Genomic DNA, 20409 nt, shown 5'->3' on the forward strand with positions numbered 1-20409 from the left:
ACCGCGTCAGGCGTTTTGAGCAAATGATCAATTCGACACTTATAGATACTGCATCTGATTTCCCCGGGGGCAAGCGGCGATGAGCGCAAGAATGGAAGCGGAAAAGACGCTTTGGTGGGCAACGGCCAACCCCGCGCCAAAAACAGCGCCGCTGGCGCAGGACCTGTCCGTCGACGTTGCCGTGGTCGGCGGTGGCTTTACCGGCTTGACCGCTGCCTGGCACCTAGCACGCCGCGGCGTGCGTGTCGTCGTGCTGGAGGCGTCTGCACTTGGCATGGAGGCCAGCGGGCTCAATGCGGGCTTCGTCGTTCCCAATTTCGCCAAGGCCCCGCCTGAGGCCGTAATCGGCAAGTTCGGTGCCGAGCGCGGCGAGCGCTTGCTGCGCATGATCGGACAGGGGGCCGACCGTGTCTTCGAGACCGTCCGCCAGAACGGCATTTCCTGTGACGCCGAGCAGAACGGCTGGATGCATGTCGCTCACTCCCGGGCGGCGCTCGACCGGTTGGCCGGGCAGGCTGCAGCTTGGAGGAAACTCGGCCGCCCCGTGCACATGCTCGATGCGGGCGAGGCCAAGCGGCGGACCGGCCTGCGCCTCTGCGCCGGCGCGCTGATCGACCGGAGCGGCGGCATGCTGCATCCGCTCAACTACCTCTATGGCCTCGCTGGCCTGGTGCTGGGCGCAGGCGGGATCGTCCACACCCATAGTCCCGCCGAACGCATAGAGCCCGCCGGTTCGTCCTCGAAGATCATCGTCGGGGGACACACCGTCACGGCGGGCAAGATGCTCATGTGCACCCACGCCGGCAGCGTTGGCGCCGCACGGCCGCTTTCGCGCGTGAGCGTGCCGCTTTTCGTCTACCAGATCGCTACCGAACCGCTGCCGCAGGAGGTCGTGGAACGCTTCTCGCCCGAGCGCAACCCGATCGCCGATACCCGCGCCAATCTCTTCACCTTTCGCCTTGACCGCGACAATCGCCTGATCAGCGGCGCCATGGCCATGATCCCCTTCGGCGCCCACCAGCGTATGGCGCGCATGGTCGTCGAGCGCCTCGCCCGCGAACTCGACCTTGCCAGCGTGCCAAAGGTGGATTTCGTCTGGCGCGGGCGGGCCGCAATGGCACCCGATTTCCTGCCCCATCTCTATCAGATGCAGCCTGGCGTCATCGGCGCTGTGGGCTGCAACGGCCGCGGCGTGGCGCTGACGGCCATGCTCGGCGAGGTCCTGGCTGACGCCGCCTGCGGCACGCCACTTTCCGACCTGCCGGTGCCAAGCGGCCCACTCCGCCCCATTCCGTTTCACGCCCTGGTGCCGGTCGTTTCCTCCCTTGCCATCGGCCAGGCCCGGTTTGCCGATCGCAAGCTGACCGCCAGCCGCAGCGCCGAGTGATCTCGTAGCTCCCCTCTCATCAGCGAGCCAGACATGACCCCAGCCCACACTCCGCACGACGCCCTGACGCTCGAAATGCTCTACTGCGAGCCCAGCATCATCGGCACGAGGCCGATCGCCGCCACCTGGTCGCCCGACGGCAGCAGACTTGCCTATCTCTGGAATGAAACGGGGCACACGTTTCGCGACCTCTGGGTCTGGGATCGGCAAACCGGGACCAGCAGCCGGCGCACCAATCTGGGTGCCGGCCGAACCAGCGGCGAGCCCAAGGGCCTAACGGAACTGGCCTGGCTCGCCGGCGAGCGGCTGGCGCTGGTGCTCGACGGGGAACTTCTCGTGCTTGCGGCCGACGGAACGCTGACCCCTCTTGCCCCAGGGGTGCACGGCGCAAGCGCCATCGCCGCCTCGCCGGACGGCAAGCGGCTTGCTCTAATTGCCGGCGGCGCTCTCACGCTGATTGATTGCACCGCAACCGGCGCACCGACCAGGCTGGTGGGCGCAAGCCCCTTCGTCGGGGTCGAGAGCTTCCAATGGGCCGGTGAGCGCCTTGTCTTCGTCCAGGCCGACGATACGAACACCCGCAAGATCGAGATCGCCTACGATGCGCGCGGCGAGGCGCGCCGCGACCGCTTCACCCGCTCGTTCCCGGGCGATCTCATAACCCGCCGCCGCGTCGGCATCGTTTCGGTGGAGGGTGGCGAGCCGGCCTGGTTCGATAGGCCCGACGCCGAGGATGCCATCTGGGACTATGGCGTCTCGCGCGACGGCTCGACCCTCTTCGTCGACAGCAGCGACCTTTCGATCAAGAACCACACCGTCCTCACCTTCGATATCGCCTCGGGCGAGCGAACGGTGTTCTACGCCTTCCACGACCCGCTCAAGATCCGGCCCGACTGGCAGGTCGCCTTCGCGCCCGACGACAAGGGCCTGTTGCTGTTGACCGACCGGGACGGTTTCAACCATCTGCACCTCGTCGCATCGGCCGGCGCCGAACCCGAGGCGATAACGGGCGGCGACTGGGAAGTCGCCAACTTCGCGCTCGATGCCGGCAACGGGGAAATCTACTTCACCGCCAATATCGCCCACCCCGCGCAACGGCACGTCTACAAGGTCTCCGTGGAGGGCGGGGACGTCACCCAGGTGACGCGCGCGCCTGGCATCCACGTGCCGGTCTATTCACCCGGTTTCGAAGCGATCGCCGATCTCTTCAGCGACGACCTCACCCCTGCCGAGCTTTACGTCCAGCCGTTGATGGAGGGCGCCGAGCCAGTCTGCATCACCCATTCTCCCCTTCCTGCCTTCGCGAGCACGCAGTGGGCCGAGGTCCGCTACGTTCCGTTCCGGAGCAGCGTCGACGGCGCCGAACTCATGGCCCGGGTCATGATTCCACCCGGGTTCGAACCGGACGGCAAGCACCCTATGATCGTGGGTTCGGTCTATTCGGATGGGCTCCTCAACCAGTGGGGCGGCCGCGCCGCGCACCCGAGCTGGGGTATCGACCAGTACCTGGCCTCGCGGGGTTTTGTGGTCGTGAGCCCGGAAATCCGGGGCAGCTTCGGCCATGGCCGCGACTGGAACCGGCCGATGCTGCACAGCTACGGCACCCAGGACATCGAGGACATTGCCGACTGCGTCAAGACCTTGACGGCCCTCGGCTATGCGGACGCTTCACGCGTCGGCATCTGGGGGTCGAGCTATGGCGGCCTCATGACCCTGATGTCGCTGTTCAAGAAGCCCGGCTTCTACCGCGCCGGGGTCGCCGGCGCTCCCGCCACCAATGTCTGGCACGCCTATCCCGAGCAGGAATGGATTATGGGGCCGACGCACGGAGCGGACTACCCCAAGCGCTACGAGGATCAGTCCGCGCTCTTCCACACCGCCGGGCTGGAGGACGCGCTTATGATCATTCACGGCACGCGCGACGAAGTCGTGCTCTATGCCGATACGATGGCGCTGGTTGAACGCCTCACGGCCCAGGGCAAGTCGTTCGAGTTGGTGACGTTGCCGGGCACCGGCCACAGTTGGGCCAATCAGGACCGAACCTTGACCCGTTTCGCCTACGGCAAGTTGGCGGCGTTCTTCGAACGCGAACTCAAGGCCTGACGGTAGCTGGTCGCCGCCCCGCGGAGCGCAGGGGCGGCGACCTCTCACCTAGCGTGCCAGGCGGCTGGCCTGGCGCATGGCTGCGGCGGTGCGGTTGGCGCCCCGCATCAACTGCGTGCGCGCAAAGCCCACCGTCTCGGGCCCATGAGCGGCCAATTCGCCCGCGACCGAGAGCGCCGGCAACCCGGGGACCGGCAGCGCCGGATCATGGGTGAAACGCGGACCACGTGTGTAGTTGAGCGGCACGAGGATGCGGGCCAGGTCCTGGATCACGGCATTGGCGCGGTCTTCCTGGACCGAACCATCAGCGATGCCTGCATAGAACGTGTCGAGTGTCGCGGTCAGTTCGGCCAGCGCCGCGCTCACCTGATCGAGGAGCACGGCGTCGTCGCCGGCAGCCTTGCGGTATTTCTCGAGAGTTGCCGCGAACTCCCTGGTGGTCGCGCGCCAGTCGAAGGGCAGCACCGCCGCATTGGCCACAGCCATCACCGCGGCGAGGTACACCTTGATATCGCGGATGAGGATGTCGCGGTCGGCGATCTCCATCAGATCGTTCTCGGTGTGCCAGGCGATGTTCCCGCCGCAACCGCCGACGGTGTAGTAGTTCATCTCCTTGCGCTTCTCGACCGTCATGGTCGAGGAGAGCATGAAGAAGCTCGATAGGCCGATATTGTTGAACGAATAATCGCCTGCGCGCAGCGGGCGCTCGCCCTCGAAGGGCAGGTCGGCCACTTCGCGGATGACGCTGGTGCACAGGTCCGTCGCTTCGCTCATGCAGGCGACGTTTTCGTAGACATCGGCCCAGCGGCAGCCAGGGCTGTCGCAATTGACCTGGGCCACGCAGTTCTCGTCGAGATCGAGCGCGAAGGCGTCGGCGAACCAGGCCGAGCCGGCATAGCGTCCAGTCGAGTGACCGGGCCACCAGGCGATCCGCACCGAGCGGCGCAGGTTAGCGCGGTTGGCCCAGAGCACGCGGGCGATTTCAAGCAGCGCCGCGTCGCCCGTGGCGTTGTCGCCCACCCCGACGTCCCAGCTGTCATAGTGACCGGCCAACAGCACGAACTTTTCCGGCTCCACGGCGCCCGTAACGTTGACGACCGGCACCAGCGACTTGAACCATCCCTCTTCGAGGCGCGTGCGGATGGTGGCGCTGCCTCCGTCCTTGGCCAGCGCGATGAGCTTCTGGCCATCGGGATTGTTGACCACGGCTACCGGAATGGTGGGCTTGCGCGGCAGCCCGTCGAGGTCCGGCGTGCCCCAGATAGAGCTGCAGATGCCCCAGTGGCGGTCGACGCCGGGATTGACGGCGATGACGCCGATGGCGCCCTTCTCCTGGAATTCGAGCACCTTGTTGGGCGAGGCGAAGCCATCGGTCAGCACGATCTTGCCGCGGATGCGATTCTCGGCGGCGGCGGCCTCGTCGCGGTTCTTGTCGTAAAAGCTCGATACGGTCGCCGAGAGGTTCCCTGGCACATGTGCCAGCACCCCGGTTAGCCCTTCCGGGCAGCTCACCGAATAGGCCGGCGGCTTTGCGGCAAGCGTTTCCCCGCCGGCTTCGACCGAAGCTTCGTAGGGAATGGAGAGGTAGAGGTTGGCCTCCAGGAGCTCGACCGGCACGCCGACCTCCTTGAGGCGCCGGGCGATGTCGTGGGCTGAGGCCTCCACGTCTTCCGGCTTCCAGCGCGGCATGGTGGCGAAGGCCTCCACCAGAGACCAGGGCGCCTCTCCATTGACTTGATCGACCGCCTGCTTGATTGCCTTATCGAGCATCCCGTTCTCCACGTAGTATCATCTTCGCCTCATCCCCGAACGTGCGTTCAAGGTTGCGTCACGAAGCCACGATGCCCTATCAGTGATTGTACGACAATCCAGATTGTACGACAATTTTGCACTAGGCTTTGCGGGTCGCCATGGGTAGAGTTCGGCGGAATTCTGCGAGCGCCGATTTGCAGTTGCACGGTGCCGATGGGACCAAGGTACGATTTCGGGCGGAAACCGATGAATGACCTGCGCAAACTATTCGAGATAGACGCCGCGTCCGTCGCCGTTGAGGGCGAGGGGGAGCCGCAGGCGCGAAAGCTCGTGCGCGAGCGGGTGTTTGAGCAGGTTCGCAACGCTATTGTCGAGGGCCGTATCGCCCCGGGCACTCGCCTGACCGAGCGCGAACTCTGCGAAGCCTTCGGCATCAGCCGCACCGTGGTGCGCGAGATCGTGCGACGGCTCGAGGCGGAAAAGCTCGCCGACGTCATCGCCCATCGCGGCCTCACCGTGGCGACCCTCTCGCGCAAGCGCGTCGAAGAGATCTATGAGATCCGCACCGAACTGGAAGCCATTGCCGTGCGCAGCTTCCTCAAGGTGGCGACCGATGAGGACATCGAAGTCGCCCGCGAATACGGCGAGAAGCTTCTAGATGCCGGCCAGCGCGGCGACAAGGTCGGCATGGCCGAGATCATGTCGAGCTTCCTGCGCTTCATGGCCGAAACCGGCGACAACCGGATCGCCGGCGAAATCCTCGAACAATTGCGCACCCGCATCAACATGCTCCGCGTCCTCGCCATGGCCGAACCCGGCCAGCTCGAAACCGGCATGGAGGGCGTGCGGGCAATCATCGCGGGCATCGTCGCGCGCGATCTGGAAGCCTCGGAAAACGCGACGCGTGTCTATGTGCGCCGCTCCGGCGAAGCTGTGCTTCGCCACATGGATCGAGAGGGCTGAGCAGACCTGCCGCCCTTCATCCCAGTCCTGTTGATTTCTCTATACCTGGAAGGCCCTAGATGACACCGCATTCATCCGCCATGCCGGCTTCCCCGCCGGATGTCGCCCCGATCTGCGATCCGGTCACGCTCGAGATCATCCGCGGTGCGATCATGGCGACGCAGCGCGAGATGGAAGCGCTGATCGAGCGCACGGCCATCTCCGCGTTCATCCGTGAAAAGAAGGACTTCTACACCGCCCTCTTCGACGAGCGCGGCGTGATGGCCGTCGGCTCGATGGTTCCGATCTTCGGCGACCTGACCACGCCGGTCTTCGAGCATTTCCCGCGCGAGACCATGAAGCCGGGCGACCTCTATTGGTACAATGACTGCTATGGCTCCAAGGGCGCCGTGACGCACTCGAACGACCAGGTACTCCTCGCCCCCGTCTTCCACGAAGGGCGGCTGTGTGCCTTCGTGATGAGCTGGGCTCACTTCGCCGATATCGGCGGCCTGCACCCGGGCTCGATCAGCCCCGATGCCACCTCGATCTATCAGGAAGGCATCATCGTGCCGCCGACAAAGATGATCGACGCGGGCGTCGTTAACGAGGGCGCGCTGGCCATCTTCCACCGCAACTCGCGCTTCCCGGCCCAGAGCGAGGGCGACATGTCCGCGCTAGTCGCCGCCGTCAAGCTCGGCGTCACCCGCGTTGCCGAGATCGTTGCCCGTCATAGCCCCGACGTAGTTTCCGACGCGCTGGCGCAGCTTCTCGACCGCACCCGCACGCTGGTGCGTAAGCGCCTGGCCGAGAACTTCGACTACGGCACCTACAAGTTCGCCGACCAGATTGACAGCGACGGCCACGGCAATGGCCCGTTCACGCTGCGCTTCGCCATCACACGCGAGAAGGGCGCTGACGGCGAGGATCGTTTCATCTTCGACGCCACCGAGAGCGACGACCAGGCTCCGGGGCCCGTCAACTTCATCATGAACAAGGGCGTGCCCGGCATGGCGCTGGGCCTCTACTACCTGGGCGGCGATCCGTCCCAGGTAGTCAATGCCGGTGGCCCGCTGTCCATCGACGAAGTGCGCCTGCGCGAGGGTTCGATCGTCCAGCCGCGCTTCCCGGCGCCGCTTGGCATGCGCGGCCTCACCATGATGCGCATGCTCGCCGTGCTCAACGGCCTCGTCAATCGTGGCAAGGGCGGTGCGCCGGCGGCGCAGTCGGCCTATGTCGTGACCATCATGCGCGGCACCTTCGGCAAGGAAACCGGCGAGCCCAAGCCCTTCCTGCTGGCTGACGGCATCGGCGTCGGCTACGGCGCCCGCGACTTCGCCGACGGCATCGACGCTGTCTACTTCGTGGCCCAGGAAAACTATCCGGTCGAATTCCTCGAGACCGGTTATCCGATCCGTCTGCGCCAGTATGGCGTGGTGCCCGATTCCGGCGGCGCCGGACGCTATCGTGGCGGTACCGGCATCGTGCGCGAGTACGAGATTCTGGCCGACGAAGCGCTGCTCGCCATCCGCATCGACGGCGTCAAGAACCCCCCGTGGGGCTATGCCGGCGGCATGTCGGCCGGAGGCGGCTCGATCGTCGTCAATCCGGGTACTCCGCAGGAGCGCAAGATCGCGCCGCTCTCGGACGGGACCGAGCTCAAGAAGGGCGATATCCTGCGCATCCAGACTGGCGGCGGCGGTGGCATGGGCCATCCCTATGACCGCCCGGCCGAGCGCGTGCTCGAGGACGTCCTCGGCGGCTTCGTGACCGCCGGCGCCGCCCAGCGCCTCTACGGCGTGGCGATCGTCGACGGCGCCCTCGACCTCGAGGCCACGGCGCGCCTGCGTGCCGACCGCCCGGCCGTGAAGGCCTTCCACCGCAATACCTATATCGATGAGCTTGCCTGATATGGCCCTGGACTCCACTCGCCCCTCCCTCGCCGTTGCCGTGGATATCGGCGGCACCTTTACCGACGTGGCCCTGGTCGATGGCGCCGGCCGTTCCTGGCGCGCCAAGACGCCGTCGATCCCGTCCGACCCGTCCGAGGCTTTCCTCAACGGTATTCGCCTGGCTCTCGAGCAGGCCGGCGCTTCCGCCAAGGACCTCGACCAGGTGCTGCACGGCACGACCGTTGCGACCAACATGATCCTCGAAGGCAAGGGCGCCCGCACGGCGCTGGTGACGACGCGCGGCTTCCGCCACGTGCTCGCCATCGGCCGCCAGGACATTCCGCGCAAGGCCAACCTCTACACCTGGGTGAAGCCGGTTCCCCCGGTTCCGGCCAGCCGCATACTCGAGGTCGATGAGCGCATCGCCGCCGGCGGCGCCGTGCTCGAAGCCCTGAATGAAGCGAGCGTCCGCGCGGCCGCCGTCGGCATTCGTGGCATGGATGTGGAGGCGGTCGCCGTCTGCCTCATCCACGCCTATGCCAACCCCGACCATGAGCGCCGCGTTGCCGAAATCCTGCGCGAGGAGCTTCCGGACCTCGCCATCACGGTTTCGAGCGATGTCCTGCCGGTGGTGCGCGAATACGAGCGGTCGCTGACCACCGTGCTCAACGCCACCGTCATGCCGGGCGTCACGACCTATGTCGAAAGGCTCGAAAAGCGCCTGACCGACGAAGGCGCGGGCGTGCCGCTGATGCTCATGCAGTCCAATGGCGGCGTGGCCGGTGCCTCCAAGATCCGCGTGGCCCCGGCGCTGACCGCGCTTTCGGGCCCGGCAGCGGGTGTCGTCGGCGCACGCGCCGCGGCACAGGCTTGCGGCATCAACGATATCATCACGGTCGATATCGGCGGTACCTCGGCCGACATCTGCCTCATCAAGGACGGCGAAATCGGCCTTACCCAGCACGGCGCCGTCGGCGAATGGCCGTTGGCGCTGCCGATGGTCGACATGATCACCATCGGTGCCGGCGGCGGCTCGCTCGCCCGCATCAAGGACGGTGGCTTGACCGTCGGCCCCGAAAGCGCCGGCGCCCGTCCGGGTCCGGCCTGCTACGGCCATGGCGGCACCGAGCCGACCGTGACCGATGCCCACGTTGCCCTCGGCCAGCTCCCGGCGCGCCTGCTCGGCGGTCGCATGGTGCTGGACGTCGAGGCCGCCAAGGCGGCGGTGATGAGCGTTGCCGGCCCCCTCGGTCTCGACCTCGAAACCGCCGCGCGCGGTATCCTTGCCATTGCCGACAACCACATGGTTGGCGCTATGCGCGTGGTTTCGGTCGAGCGCGGCCACGATCCGCGCGACTTCACGCTGGTGCCGTTCGGCGGCGCAGGCCCGCTCCATGGCTGTGCGCTGGCCGACCTTCTCGGCATCCGCAAGGTGCTCATCACCCCGGCTCCCGGCGTGCTTTGCGCCGATGGCCTGCTCGCTGCCGATCTGCGTTCGGAGTTCTCCCGCGCCATGGCCATCGCCGGGCCGATGGACCCGGAAGCAACCGCGCCGATCATCGCCGAACTCGAGCAGCAGGCGTCCGAATGGCTCGATATCGAGGATGTGGCAGCCGAGGCCCGCGTCATCGAGTGCGTGGCGCTCATGCGCTATGTGGGGCAGGGCGGTGAGATCGCCGTGGCCTATGCGCCTGACCGCGCGGTGGTGGAAGAGAACTTCCGCAACGCCCACAAGGCGCTCTACGGCTTCAACCTCAGCGCGCCGATCGAACTGGTGACGCTGCGCGTCCACGCCACCGGCGTTGCGCCGACCCCGCCGGTCGTCAGCCTCACCCCCGGCCAGACACCGGCGCCCGAAGAGCACACTGCCGTCAGCATTGGCGGCGCCAGCGTCGACGTGCCGGTCCTTGATCGCGCCAAGCTCGGCGCCGGTGCGACCTTTGCGGGTCCGGTCATCCTCACCCAGCTCGATACGACCACGTTCGTGTCGCCGGGCTGGACCGGTGAGGTGCATCCCTCGGGCGGCATCATCCTGACGCGAGGCAAGGCATGACCTCGCCCACGCTCGATCCGGTCTTCGAATACATCAGCGCGCGCCACGACGAATACGTGGCGCGACTGATCGACTATGTCCGCAATCCCTCGATCAGCGCCCACAATATCGGCATCAGGGAAGTCTCCCAGTTGCTCGTGAAGATGCTGGGCGATCTCGGCCTTGAGGTCGAAGCCGTGCAGACCAAGGGCCATCCCTTCGTCCTCGCGCGCTACAACGTGGATCCTGCCAAGCCGACCGTGCTGCTCTACGGGCACTACGACGTGCAGCCGCCCGATCCTCTGGAACTGTGGGAGAGCCCGCCGTTCGAGCCGACCATCCGCAACGGGCGCATCTATGCCCGCGGCGTCGGCGACAACAAGGGCCAGCACTTCGCCCAGATCATGGCCATCGAGGCGCACCTCAAGGTGCACGGCACGCTGCCGTGCAACCTCATCTTCCTACTGGAAGGCGAGGAAGAGATCGGCTCGCCCCAGATCGCCGACTTCGTGCGAGACAACAAGGATCGGCTCAAGGCTGATTTCGTGGTTACCGCCGATGGGCCGCTCCACGAATCCGGCCGCTCGACTCTAACCTACGGCGTGCGCGGTATGGCCTCGTTCGAATTGCGCGTACGCACCGCTGCCCGCGACGCCCATTCGGGCAATTACGGCGGGGTGATGCCCAATGCCATCTGGAGCCTCGTGCACCTGCTGGCCTCGATGAAGTCGCCCGATGGGCGCATCACCATCGACGGGCTCCACGACCAGATCATTCCGCCCACCGAGGCGGAGATCGCGGCCACCAAGGCGCTGCCGCTCGACCTGCCCGAATACATGGCCGACATGGGCCTCAAGCGCCTCGACGAACCGGCCGACCGGCCGTTCTGGGATCGCCTGATGTTCCACCCGACGCTGACCATCAATGGTCTGCATGGCGGCTATGGCGGTCCGGGCACCAAGTCGGTGCTCCCCTGCGAGGCGGTGGCCAAGTTCGACATCCGGCTGGTCGACGCCATGACGCCCGAGCATGTGGATACCTGCGTGCGCGCGCATGTCGCCAGGCATGCCCCGGAAGTCGAGGTAGTCACCTATGGCAGCATGCTGCCCTCCAAGACGCCGCTCGACGATCCCTGGGGCAAGCTGATCCAGGAAGCCATCCTCGAGGCTCGCGGCGAGACCCCGCTGGTCTATCCGTCGGCGGGCGGCAGCCTTCCGGACTACGTCTTCACCAAGGTGCTCGGCGTGCCGGCCTTCGTCATGCCCTATGCCAATGCGGACGAAGCCAACCACGCGCCCAACGAGAACATGGAAGTCGAGCTCTTCCTAAAGGGCATCCGCACGGGCGCGGCGCTCCTCGATCGCCTCGGGCGCTGAACATCGCTCCGACAGAAATGAGAAGGGCCGGCGCATCGCACCGGCCCTTTCTGTTTCTCAGGCGGCTCCCGCCAGTTCGTGACTCGCCACCGGGTGGTAGCAGGCCACCGCGCTCAGGCCCGGACGGCTCTCCATGGCCGGCTCGGTCTGGCGGCACACATCGGTGGCGCGGCTGCAGCGCGGGTTGAACCGGCAGCCAGGCGGTGGATCGACCGGGTTAGGCGGCTCGCCACGGGCGGCAGTGCCGCGGGCCAGGCGCGCGCGGGCCGGATCGGGTTCGAGCGCCGAGCCGCGCAGGGCTACCGTATAGGGATGGTTCGGCGTCACCAGCACCTGGTCGGCGGCGCCTTCCTCGACCGCGCGGCCCAGATACATGACCATGACGCGCTGCGAGATGGCGCGCACCACGGCCAGATCGTGCGCGATGAAGATGATTGCGAGGTCGAGCCGCTTCTGCAGATCGATCAGCAGGTTCACCACCTGCGCCTGCACCGACACGTCGAGCGCTGAAACCGGCTCGTCGCAGACCAGCACCGAGGGCTCGGCAGCAAGCGCGCGGGCGATGCCGATGCGCTGGCGCTGGCCGCCCGAGAATTCATGGGGAAAACGGCTTGCCGCCGCCGGGTCGAGCCCCACGGCCGAGAGCAGTTCTTCCACGCGCTGCCTGCGTGCAGCGCCGCGGGCAAGGCCGTGGACGTCCAGCGGCTCGGCAATGATGTCGAGCACGGTGCGGCGCGGATTGAGCGACAGGTATGGGTCCTGGAACACCATCTGCACCTGCCGGCGCAGGGCGCGGTCGCGCCGGATGGGTTCGCCCTTGAACAGGATTTCGCCTTCGTCGGGCGTTTCGAGGCCCACCAGCATGCGCGCCAGCGTTGATTTGCCGCACCCGGATTCCCCAACCACAGAGAGGGTCTCCCCAGGCGAGACGGCAAGGCTCACGCCTTTCACAGCCTGGAACTGCTTGCCGAACATCGCCCCGCCGGCACGAAAGGTCTTGGTGAGGCCGCGGGCTTCGAGAATGGGCTTAGCCGGCATGGGCGATCTCCACGAGCGGATAGTGGCAGGCGTGGCTGCGGCCGTGAGCGCTGGTCACGAGCTCGGGGCGGATTTTGGTGCACAGTTCGCCCGCATGGGTGCAGCGCGGATTGAACGCGCATCCGGGCGGTGGGGCAATGAGGTTGGGCGGGCTGCCCTTGATGGGCTCGAGCCGCTCGACCGTTTCGATGCTGGGAGCGGAAGCCAGAAGCGCCGCCGTATAGGGATGGGCCGGCGCGGCGAACATGGCATCCACGCCTCCGGTTTCCACGATCCGCCCACCATACATCACCGCCACTCGCTCGGCCGAACGGGCCACGACGCCGAGGTCGTGGGTGATCAGCAGGATCGCCATGCCGAGTTCTTCGCGCAGTTCATCCAGAAGATCGAGAATCTGGGCCTGCACCGTCACGTCGAGCGCGGTCGTCGGCTCGTCGGCGATCAGGACATCTGGTCGCAGGGCTATGGCCGAGGCGATGAGAATGCGCTGGCGCATGCCCCCGGAGAACTGGTGCGGATAGTCGTCGATCCGCCGCTCGGCCGACGCGATATGCACCGAGCGCAGCAGTTCGATGGAGCGTTCGCGGGCCTCCTTGCGGGAGACGCCCAGATGCGTGCGGTAGAGCTCGCCGAGCTGGTCGCCGATGGAAAGCACCGGATTGAGGGCGGAAAGCGCGTCCTGGAAGACGAGGCTGATGACACTGCCGCGCAGCTTGCGCTTGGCGTCTTCCCCGAGCGTGAGCAGGTCGTTGCCCGCCAGTTCCATGCGCTTGGCGTTGATCATGGCGTTGCCGCGTACGATCCCCATGACCGCGCGGGTCGTGACGGACTTGCCCGATCCGGACTCGCCCACCAGGGCCAGCACCTCGCCGCGCCGCAGGTCGAAAGAAACGTCGCTCACCGCTTTGACCTCGCCTCGAAGCGTGCGGAAGCTGACGTCCAGGCCTGAAACCGAAAGGACGGGGCGCTGTTCTGCCTGTTCTTTCATCAGTGTTGGAACCTCGCTTGGAAATTGTACGACAATCCTTGACACGGCTTTGGCCAAGCCGCAACACTCAGGTGTCAAACAACAGCGAGACCAACATGATCCGCCAATTTAGGACTGCCTTGACCCGTCGTGCCATCCTGATGGGCGGCGTCGTGATGGCCATGGGGGTGGCCAGTCTTGCGTCGTCAAACACGTACGCACAGGACAAGACCCGACTGGTCATCGGCACAACCGCCGACGTCGTCAACTTCAACCCGCTCGTGGGCAACAGCCGCTCGGACACCTGGGTGACCAACCTGATGTATCCGCGCCTGATGCAGATGACGGCTGCCGGCTCCAAGGACCCGTATGTCGCCACCAAGTGGGGCTATTCCGAGGACGGCCTCACCGCCTGGCTCGAAATCCGTGACGATATGACCTGGAACGACGGTACGCCATTTACCGCCGATGACATCGTTTTCACGATCACCGCCGTCACCACCGAAAAGATCGGCGTGACCGCAGGCCTGATCCCTGCTTTCGTCAGCGCAAAGGCAGTCTCCCCGACGCGCGTGGAATTCACGCTCAGCCGTCCGGACAGCACCTTCCTGACCAATATCGGCTTCTGGATGCCGATCGTTCCCAAGCATGCCTTCCCCGAAGTCGGGTCGGTCGCGGCCTTCGCCAATGACAAGGATTGGGTCGGCGTTGGTCCGTTCCTCCTGAAGACCGTCGAGCCCGGCCAGCGCTATGTGCTCGAAGCCGTCGACAACTACCCGATCGTCGAAGGCGGTCGTGCCAAGGTCGACGAGATCGAGTTCCGCGTGTTCCCGGATGTGAATGCCGAGGCCCTGGCGCTGCGCGCGGGTGATCTCGACCTCATCGCCAACGCGCTGCCCGCCCCGATCGCCCAGACCCTCAAGGGTCAGCCGGGCATCACCGTGGCGCAGGCACCCTCGCTCGGCTGGTCGCACGTCCTCTACAACATGAAGCGTGCCCCGCTTGACAACGTTGCCGTCCGCAAGGCGCTTGCCCACTCGGTCGACTACGAAGCCATCCGCGCCATCGCCATGCAGGGCCTGGCCAACTCGACCAATTCCTCGGTCATCTCGCCTGTCCTCAGCTACTGGGCCGATCCGTCGCTCAAGGAATACACCTACGATCCCGAGCTCGCTAAGTCGCTCCTGACCGAGGCCGGCTACACCGACGCCAATGGCGACGGCTTCTTCGACAACCTCGAACTCTCGCTCCTTTACGAGCAGAGCGCCGCCGATATCGCCAACTGGGCGCAGATCATGAAGGACAGCTCGGCCAAGTCGGGCATCAAGATCAACCTGGTGGGCCTGGAGCGTAACACCTACCTCGCTCGCGGTCGTGAGAAGGACTTCGACATCTACGCCGGCAACTGGGCCGTGATGGAAGAGCCTGCCGCCTACCTCGGCCTCGCCTACCGCACCGATGGCTTCATCAACTACGCCTCGATTTCGGATCCAGAACTCGAAAAGCTGATCGACCAGGCCCAGTCGGCCACCACTCCGGAAGCCGTCAAGGTTCCGGTGCAGGCTGCCGCCAAGCTGATCCAGGATCAGGTCTACGACAACGTGCTCTATTACCAGACCTTCCAGTTCGCCTATAACAGCGACAAGTGGGATGGTTTCGTGGTGCAGCCGTCCGATCTGCTCTCGCTGGTCAATCCGCTCTCGCTCGCTTCGGTCAAGCCCAAGGACTGATAGCAAGTGCATCTTACCGGATACGTCCTGCAGCGTTTGCTGCGCGGACTGGTGACCTTCTGGTTCGCCGTTACAGTCACCTTCTTCCTCGTCCGGCTTCTGCCGGGCGACCCCGTGCTGGCGGTCGCAAGCCCCAGCATGACGGAAGAGATCCGCCTGCGCATGTTGCAGGAATTCGGTTTGGACCGCCCATTGGCGGTCCAGTACTTCTCTTATCTGCGGGAGCTCATCCAGGGTAACCTTGGCATCTCGTTCCTGCGCAGCCAGCCTGTGACCACTGTGCTGATGGAGCGTCTCCCATGGACGCTCCTGCTCACCGGCACCGCCCTGGTGCTGACGGTGCTGCTGGGGATTCCCCTTGGCGTGCTGTCGGCCACCCGGGCGCGTGGCTGGGTTGACCAGGTCGTGCAGGTGGCCGGCGTTATCGGCCAGTCCCTGTTCGTGCCCTCCATCGGCATCTTCCTGCTCTACACCCTCGGCCTCATGGCCGGAATCTTCCCCATCGGTGGCGCCGTCAAATCCGGTCTCACCGGCATAAGCTGGTACCTGAGCGTCGCCCATCACCTCATCCTGCCATGCCTCACGCTGGTCATGGCGCAACTGGCATCCTACGTGCTCACGCTGCGCTCCACGCTCATCGAGGCGCTGGGTGAGGAGTATTGCGATCTCGCCCGCGCCAAGGGCACGCCCGAGCGCAAGGTCGTCTGGAAGCACGCGCTGCGCAATGCTCTCCTGCCGACCACCACCCTTATCGGCCTCCAGATCGGCTTCCTCGTCGGCGGCGCCGTGCTGACCGAGACCATCTACGCCTATCCGGGCGTGGGCCGCGCCATCTTCGAGGCCGTCGGTCAGCTCGATTTCCCCGTGCTGCAAGGCGCCTTCGTGCTCCTCGCCGCCACGGTGGTTCTGGCCAACCTCCTCACCGACCTCGTCTACGGCCTGCTTGATCCGCGGGTTCGCGCCGGATGATCATGACCAATACCACCTCCCCAACACCCGCCGCCGAGCCGTCCGCTGGCCTCCTGGCGCCCGCCGACCTCTCGCCGGGACGCCGCACCTGGCGTGCCTTCTCGCGCAATCCGCTCGGTATGATCTCGGCCGCCATCATCGTGCTGATGGTGCTCGTCGCGATCTTCGCGCCGCTCATCGCCGAGTTTCCGGCCGGCTATGGTCGCGAGATCCTGGCTCCGCCATCGGCGGCCCACCTCTTCGGCACCGATGACATCGGTCGCGATGTCTTCGCCCAGGTCATCTGGGGCACGCGCATCAGCATGATCATCGGCATAGCCTCCTCGGCGCTGGCCATCATCATCGGCGTGGCGCTGGGCATTCTCGCCGCCTACGCGCGCCGTCTGGATGGCCTGCTCTCGATGTTGGTCGATGTGTCGCTGGCCCTCCCGGTGCTGCCGCTGATGATCCTGGTCGCCGCCCTCGTCGGTCCCTCGGTCACCACGCTCGTCATCGTCATCGCGCTCTTCTCCTGGCCCGAAGTAACCCGCATCGTGCGCTCGCAGGCACTCTCCGTGACGCGCCTTCCCTATGTCGATGCCGCCCGCACCATCGGCGGCTCGCACCTCTGGATCATGACGAGGCACCTGCTGCCGGCCGTGGCGCCCATCATCGTGGTGTCCGTGGTGCTCACCGCCTCGCGTGCCGTGCTTTCGGAAGCCGGTCTTTCGTTCCTGGGCCTCGGCGATCCCGAAAGCTGGTCCTGGGGCAAGATCCTCTTCAATGCGCAGCGCTCGGGCGCGCTCACCGTCGCCTGGTGGTGCACGCTCTTCCCCTCGCTCGCCATCCTTCTTCTCGTCGTCTCGGCCACGCTCGTTTCGATCGCCTACAACGACGCCCGCAATCCCAAGACCCGGGAGAACTGATCCGTGAAGCAACGTCTCTCGCGCGATACCTATGCGCGCATCCAGGATGGGCTGCGTGCCCGCATGGAAGCGCAGGGCCTGGATGGCCTGCTGGTCGATGACCATCACCATGTCGCCTATCTCACCGGCTTCTTCCATTTCCCCAACGAGCGCCCGGCCGCCGTCTGGCTCACCGCCGAGGAGTGCGTGCTTCTGGTTCCGGCCCTCGAGGCCGATCACGCCGAAAAGCAGAACACCGCAGCCGACTTCGTCGTCTACCCGGAGTTCCCGGGCCTCGAGGATGCCTTCTCGATCCTGCTTTCCACCAAGAACCCGACCGGACGCATCGCCTATTCGCCGACGACGCCGGTCGGCCGGGTCGAAAAGTTCCGCCGCTTCGCGCCCAATGCCACCTGGGTGATGTCGGAGATCGTCGAGGACGCCCGTCTCATCAAGTTCCCCGAAGAGATTGCCCTCCACCGCGAGGCGGCGCGCATCTCGGACGCCATGGTCGAATCCGGCCTCAAGCTCATCCGCGATGCGATGGCTGCTGGCAGTCCGCTGCCCACAGAGGCGGAGCTTGCCAGCCACGTCACCCGCTTCGGCGTCTCGACCATGTATGCCGAACACGAGGATGTCGTGGTCGGCCAGATGCTTGCCGGCGGCCTCGTCTATACGGGCAAGAATGCGGCCTTTCCGCATGGCCTTCCCTCGGCCGAGCGCGTCAAGCCCGGCGAGACCTTCATCCTTTCGCTCGGCTGCGCCGTCGGCGGACGCTTCGCCGAAAGCGAGCGCACATTCGTGATGGGTGAACCGAGCGACGAGCAGCGCCGCTATTTCGATGTCGCCGCGCGCGCCCAGGCAGTCGGCACCGATGCGCTCATTGCCGGCCGTCCGTGCTCGGAAGCCAACCGCATCTGCCTCGACGTCATCCGCGAAGCGGGCATGGAGCAGTTCCTGCGCCACCGGCAGGGCCACGGCATCGGCATCTGGCTCCACGAGCCGCCATGGATCGCCGACGGCGACGACAGCCCGCTCCTGCCGGGCATGATCGTCTCGTCCGAGCCGGGCCTCTACATCCCCGGCCACGGCGGCTACCGCATTTCGGACACCGTGCTCATCACCGAGAACGGCCCTGAACGACTGACCAAACGCCCGCGCACGCTCCAAGACTGCGTGATCGGCTGAGACCTGGAACGAGGAGAAAAGACATGGATGTGACCATCAACGGGGCGCGGCTCAACATCGAGGTGTTGGGCGCCGACAACAAGGACGCGCCGGTGATGATCGTCCATCACGGCGCTCCAGGACTCGGCAGCCACGCCGAGCCGAAGGCCTCATTCGGCCCGTTCGCCGATGAGTATCGCGTCGTGGTCTTCGATGCCCGCGGCAGCGGCGCATCGGAAGACAAGGCCCCCTTTACCCACGAACAATGGGCCGCCGACGTCGAGGCCATCCGCGAATGGATCGGCGTCGAACAGATCATCATGGCTGGCGGCAGCTATGGTGGCTTCATCTCGATGGAATACGCCATCCGCTACCCCGACCGCGTGCTGGCCATGGTCCTGCGCGATACCTCGGCCGACAACGCCCATCGTGAGCTCTCGCGCGCCAACGCGCTGGCCTCTCCGCGGATCGAGGTCGACCTTGAGCTCTTCAACCGCATCATGGCCGGCACCACGCGCGACAACGAAGACCTCAAGGCCGCCTGGGCCCATATCCTGCCGCTCTACGACCATGACCTCGACATGGACAAGGTGCGCTCGCGCATCGAGGCCACACCCTATCACTACGCCACGCACAACTTCGCGTTCGCCGTGAACCAGGAAAACTACGACCTCAAGGACAAGCTGCCGGGCATCACCGCGCCGACCCTTATCACGGTCGGTCGCCATGACTGGATCACCCCGGTTTCGGCTTCCGAGACCATCCATCGTCTGATTCCGGGTTCCGAACTCGTTATCTTCGAAAACTCCGGTCACTCCCCGCAGGTCGAGGAGGCGCCCAAGTTCCAGGCGACGGTTCGCGACTTCCTGCGCCGCGCCCTCGAACGCGCCTGACCAAAACCCCCGCGAGGCGCAGGCTTCGCGGGGGCACCGATTCCGGTGCGCTCGTGCCCATCGGGCGTCCAGCGCCGGGGAAAGCCTAAAGTTTGGCTTGCGATGGGTATGCCGCAAAAAGTACCTTTGGGCCCGGGTGGGATGCCACCATGTGGCGCGACGCCGGCCCCTCCGGCGATGCAAAAAGGAACAAAAATGCGAAATTCACTCGTCAAAGCGCTGGCGTTGGCCGTCTCGGCGACCACCATGATGTCGGCAGCGCCGGCGATGGCCCAGACCAAGACGCTGACCATCTCCTGGTGGGGCTTCAACGGCGAAAAGCTCGAGCAGTATCTGCTCGCTCCCTTCCGCGAACAGTGCGGTTGCGAGATCGTCTTTGAGACCGGCAACAACGGCGAGCGTCTCAACAAGCTCCAGATCCGTGGCGGCGCCGGCGTAGACGTCGCCTATTTCTCGGACAGCTTCTCCCAACAGGGCATCGAGGCCGGCCTCTTCCAGAAGTTCGACGCCTCCAAGGTCCCGAACCTGGCCAATGTCTATGACCTCGCCAAGGATCCGCAGGGCGGCTACGGCCCGGCCTACACCCTCGGTCGCGTCGGCATCGTCTATGACGCCGCCAAGGTGAACCCGCCGATCACGTCCTGGAACGATCTCTGGCGCGCCGACCTCGCCAAGTCGCTCTCGCTGCCCGGCATCACCACGACCGCCGGTCCGATGGTGGTCGTCAAGGCTGGCGAGCACCAGGGTGTCGACGCCTTCGCGGATGCCGATGGCGCCTTTGCCGGCATCGAGGCCCTCAAGCCCAACGTGGTCAAGAACTACAATACCGGTTCGGAGATGATTAATCTCTTCTCGACCGGCGAGATCACCGCGGCGATCGCCCAGGACTTCACGCTCGCCCAGATCAAGGCAGCGGTCCCGACCGTTGAATGGGCCGACCTCAAGGAAGGCTCGATCGCCACCGTCAACACCGTCAACATCCCGGTGGGTGCTGCCGAACCCGAGCTGGCCTACCAGTTCATCAACTTCCTGCTCTCGCCCGAAATCCAGCAGAAGCTCGCCGAGGAAGGCGTCGACGCTCCGGTCAACAAGGATGTCAAGCTCACGCCCGAGCAGGCTTCGCTCTGGACCTATGGCGCCGACTTGATCGCGGGCCTGCAGACGGTCGACTATGCCAAGATGAACGCCGCCAAGCCCGGCTGGATCGATCGCTGGAACGAGATCTTCGGCCAGTAAACCTATCGGCGCGAGGCGGACTCCGCCTCGCGCTCTCCGGC

At 65.7% G+C, this 20409-nt stretch carries 15 protein-coding genes; 12 read left to right on the forward strand and 3 right to left on the reverse strand.

The window, feature by feature from the left end:
* Window positions 1-79 precede the first annotated feature (79 nt).
* Window positions 80-1387, forward strand: coding sequence for an NAD(P)/FAD-dependent oxidoreductase (locus tag FNA67_RS03135; protein ID WP_147655048.1), 1308 nt, complete (start codon window positions 80-82; stop codon window positions 1385-1387).
* Window positions 1388-1420: 33 nt separating this feature from the next.
* Window positions 1421-3490 carry a S9 family peptidase gene (locus FNA67_RS03140; RefSeq protein WP_147655049.1) on the forward strand — a complete coding sequence of 690 codons (2070 nt, stop codon included), beginning with the start codon at window positions 1421-1423 and terminating at the stop codon, window positions 3488-3490.
* Window positions 3491-3538: 48 nt separating this feature from the next.
* On the opposite strand, the gene FNA67_RS03145 is transcribed toward FNA67_RS03140, so the two are convergent.
* A complete protein-coding gene (locus FNA67_RS03145; protein ID WP_147655050.1) occupies window positions 3539-5260 on the reverse strand; it encodes a M28 family peptidase in 1722 nt (573 codons plus the stop codon).
* Window positions 5261-5488: 228 nt separating this feature from the next.
* Between FNA67_RS03145 and FNA67_RS03150 the strand changes: the two genes are divergently transcribed.
* Genes FNA67_RS03150 through FNA67_RS03165 form a run of 4 tightly spaced genes read left to right on the forward strand, consistent with a single transcriptional unit; the run spans window position 5489 to window position 11484 of the window.
* The gene (locus FNA67_RS03150) at window positions 5489-6205 is read left to right on the forward strand and encodes a GntR family transcriptional regulator (RefSeq protein ID WP_049707672.1); all 717 of its coding nucleotides are present in this window, start codon (window positions 5489-5491) and stop codon (window positions 6203-6205) included.
* A 59-nt stretch (window positions 6206-6264) separates the two neighbouring features.
* Complete coding sequence (locus tag FNA67_RS03155; RefSeq protein WP_210246425.1) at window positions 6265-8094, forward strand: hydantoinase B/oxoprolinase family protein; 1830 nt, start codon at window positions 6265-6267, stop codon at window positions 8092-8094.
* A 1-nt stretch (window position 8095) separates the two neighbouring features.
* Entirely contained in the window at window positions 8096-10129 is a 2034-nt protein-coding gene (locus tag FNA67_RS03160; protein ID WP_210246426.1) for a hydantoinase/oxoprolinase family protein, read from the forward strand.
* Window positions 10126-11484, forward strand: coding sequence for a M20/M25/M40 family metallo-hydrolase (locus FNA67_RS03165; RefSeq protein WP_147655052.1), 1359 nt, complete (start codon window positions 10126-10128; stop codon window positions 11482-11484). The genes FNA67_RS03160 and FNA67_RS03165 overlap by 4 nt, the downstream gene beginning before the upstream one ends.
* A 57-nt stretch (window positions 11485-11541) precedes the next feature.
* On the opposite strand, the gene FNA67_RS03170 is transcribed toward FNA67_RS03165, so the two are convergent.
* The gene (locus tag FNA67_RS03170; protein WP_147655053.1) at window positions 11542-12522 is read right to left on the reverse strand and encodes an ABC transporter ATP-binding protein; all 981 of its coding nucleotides are present in this window, start codon (window positions 12520-12522) and stop codon (window positions 11542-11544) included.
* A complete protein-coding gene (locus tag FNA67_RS03175; RefSeq protein ID WP_147655054.1) occupies window positions 12512-13510 on the reverse strand; it encodes an ABC transporter ATP-binding protein in 999 nt (332 codons plus the stop codon). The genes FNA67_RS03170 and FNA67_RS03175 overlap by 11 nt, the downstream gene beginning before the upstream one ends.
* A 95-nt stretch (window positions 13511-13605) precedes the next feature.
* Between FNA67_RS03175 and FNA67_RS03180 the strand changes: the two genes are divergently transcribed.
* From FNA67_RS03180 to FNA67_RS03205, 6 genes are all read left to right on the forward strand, one after another.
* Entirely contained in the window at window positions 13606-15219 is a 1614-nt protein-coding gene (locus tag FNA67_RS03180; RefSeq protein WP_210246427.1) for an ABC transporter substrate-binding protein, read from the forward strand.
* A gap of 6 nt (window positions 15220-15225) precedes the next feature.
* Entirely contained in the window at window positions 15226-16188 is a 963-nt protein-coding gene (locus FNA67_RS03185) for an ABC transporter permease (protein ID WP_049707679.1), read from the forward strand.
* A gap of 2 nt (window positions 16189-16190) precedes the next feature.
* On the forward strand, window positions 16191-17093 hold the full coding sequence (locus tag FNA67_RS03190) for an ABC transporter permease (protein ID WP_049707680.1): 903 nt from the start codon (window positions 16191-16193) through the stop codon (window positions 17091-17093).
* Window positions 17094-17096: 3 nt separating this feature from the next.
* Window positions 17097-18260 carry a M24 family metallopeptidase gene (locus tag FNA67_RS03195; protein ID WP_147655055.1) on the forward strand — a complete coding sequence of 388 codons (1164 nt, stop codon included), beginning with the start codon at window positions 17097-17099 and terminating at the stop codon, window positions 18258-18260.
* A 23-nt stretch (window positions 18261-18283) separates the two neighbouring features.
* The gene (locus FNA67_RS03200; protein WP_049707682.1) at window positions 18284-19132 is read left to right on the forward strand and encodes an alpha/beta fold hydrolase; all 849 of its coding nucleotides are present in this window, start codon (window positions 18284-18286) and stop codon (window positions 19130-19132) included.
* 195 nt (window positions 19133-19327) lie between these two features.
* Window positions 19328-20368, forward strand: a complete 1041-nt coding sequence (locus FNA67_RS03205) for an ABC transporter substrate-binding protein (RefSeq protein ID WP_049707683.1) — start codon at window positions 19328-19330, stop codon at window positions 20366-20368.
* Window positions 20369-20409 lie beyond the last annotated feature (41 nt).

The organism is Youhaiella tibetensis (genome assembly GCF_008000755.1).
GTDB lineage: Bacteria > Pseudomonadota > Alphaproteobacteria > Rhizobiales > Devosiaceae > Paradevosia > Paradevosia tibetensis.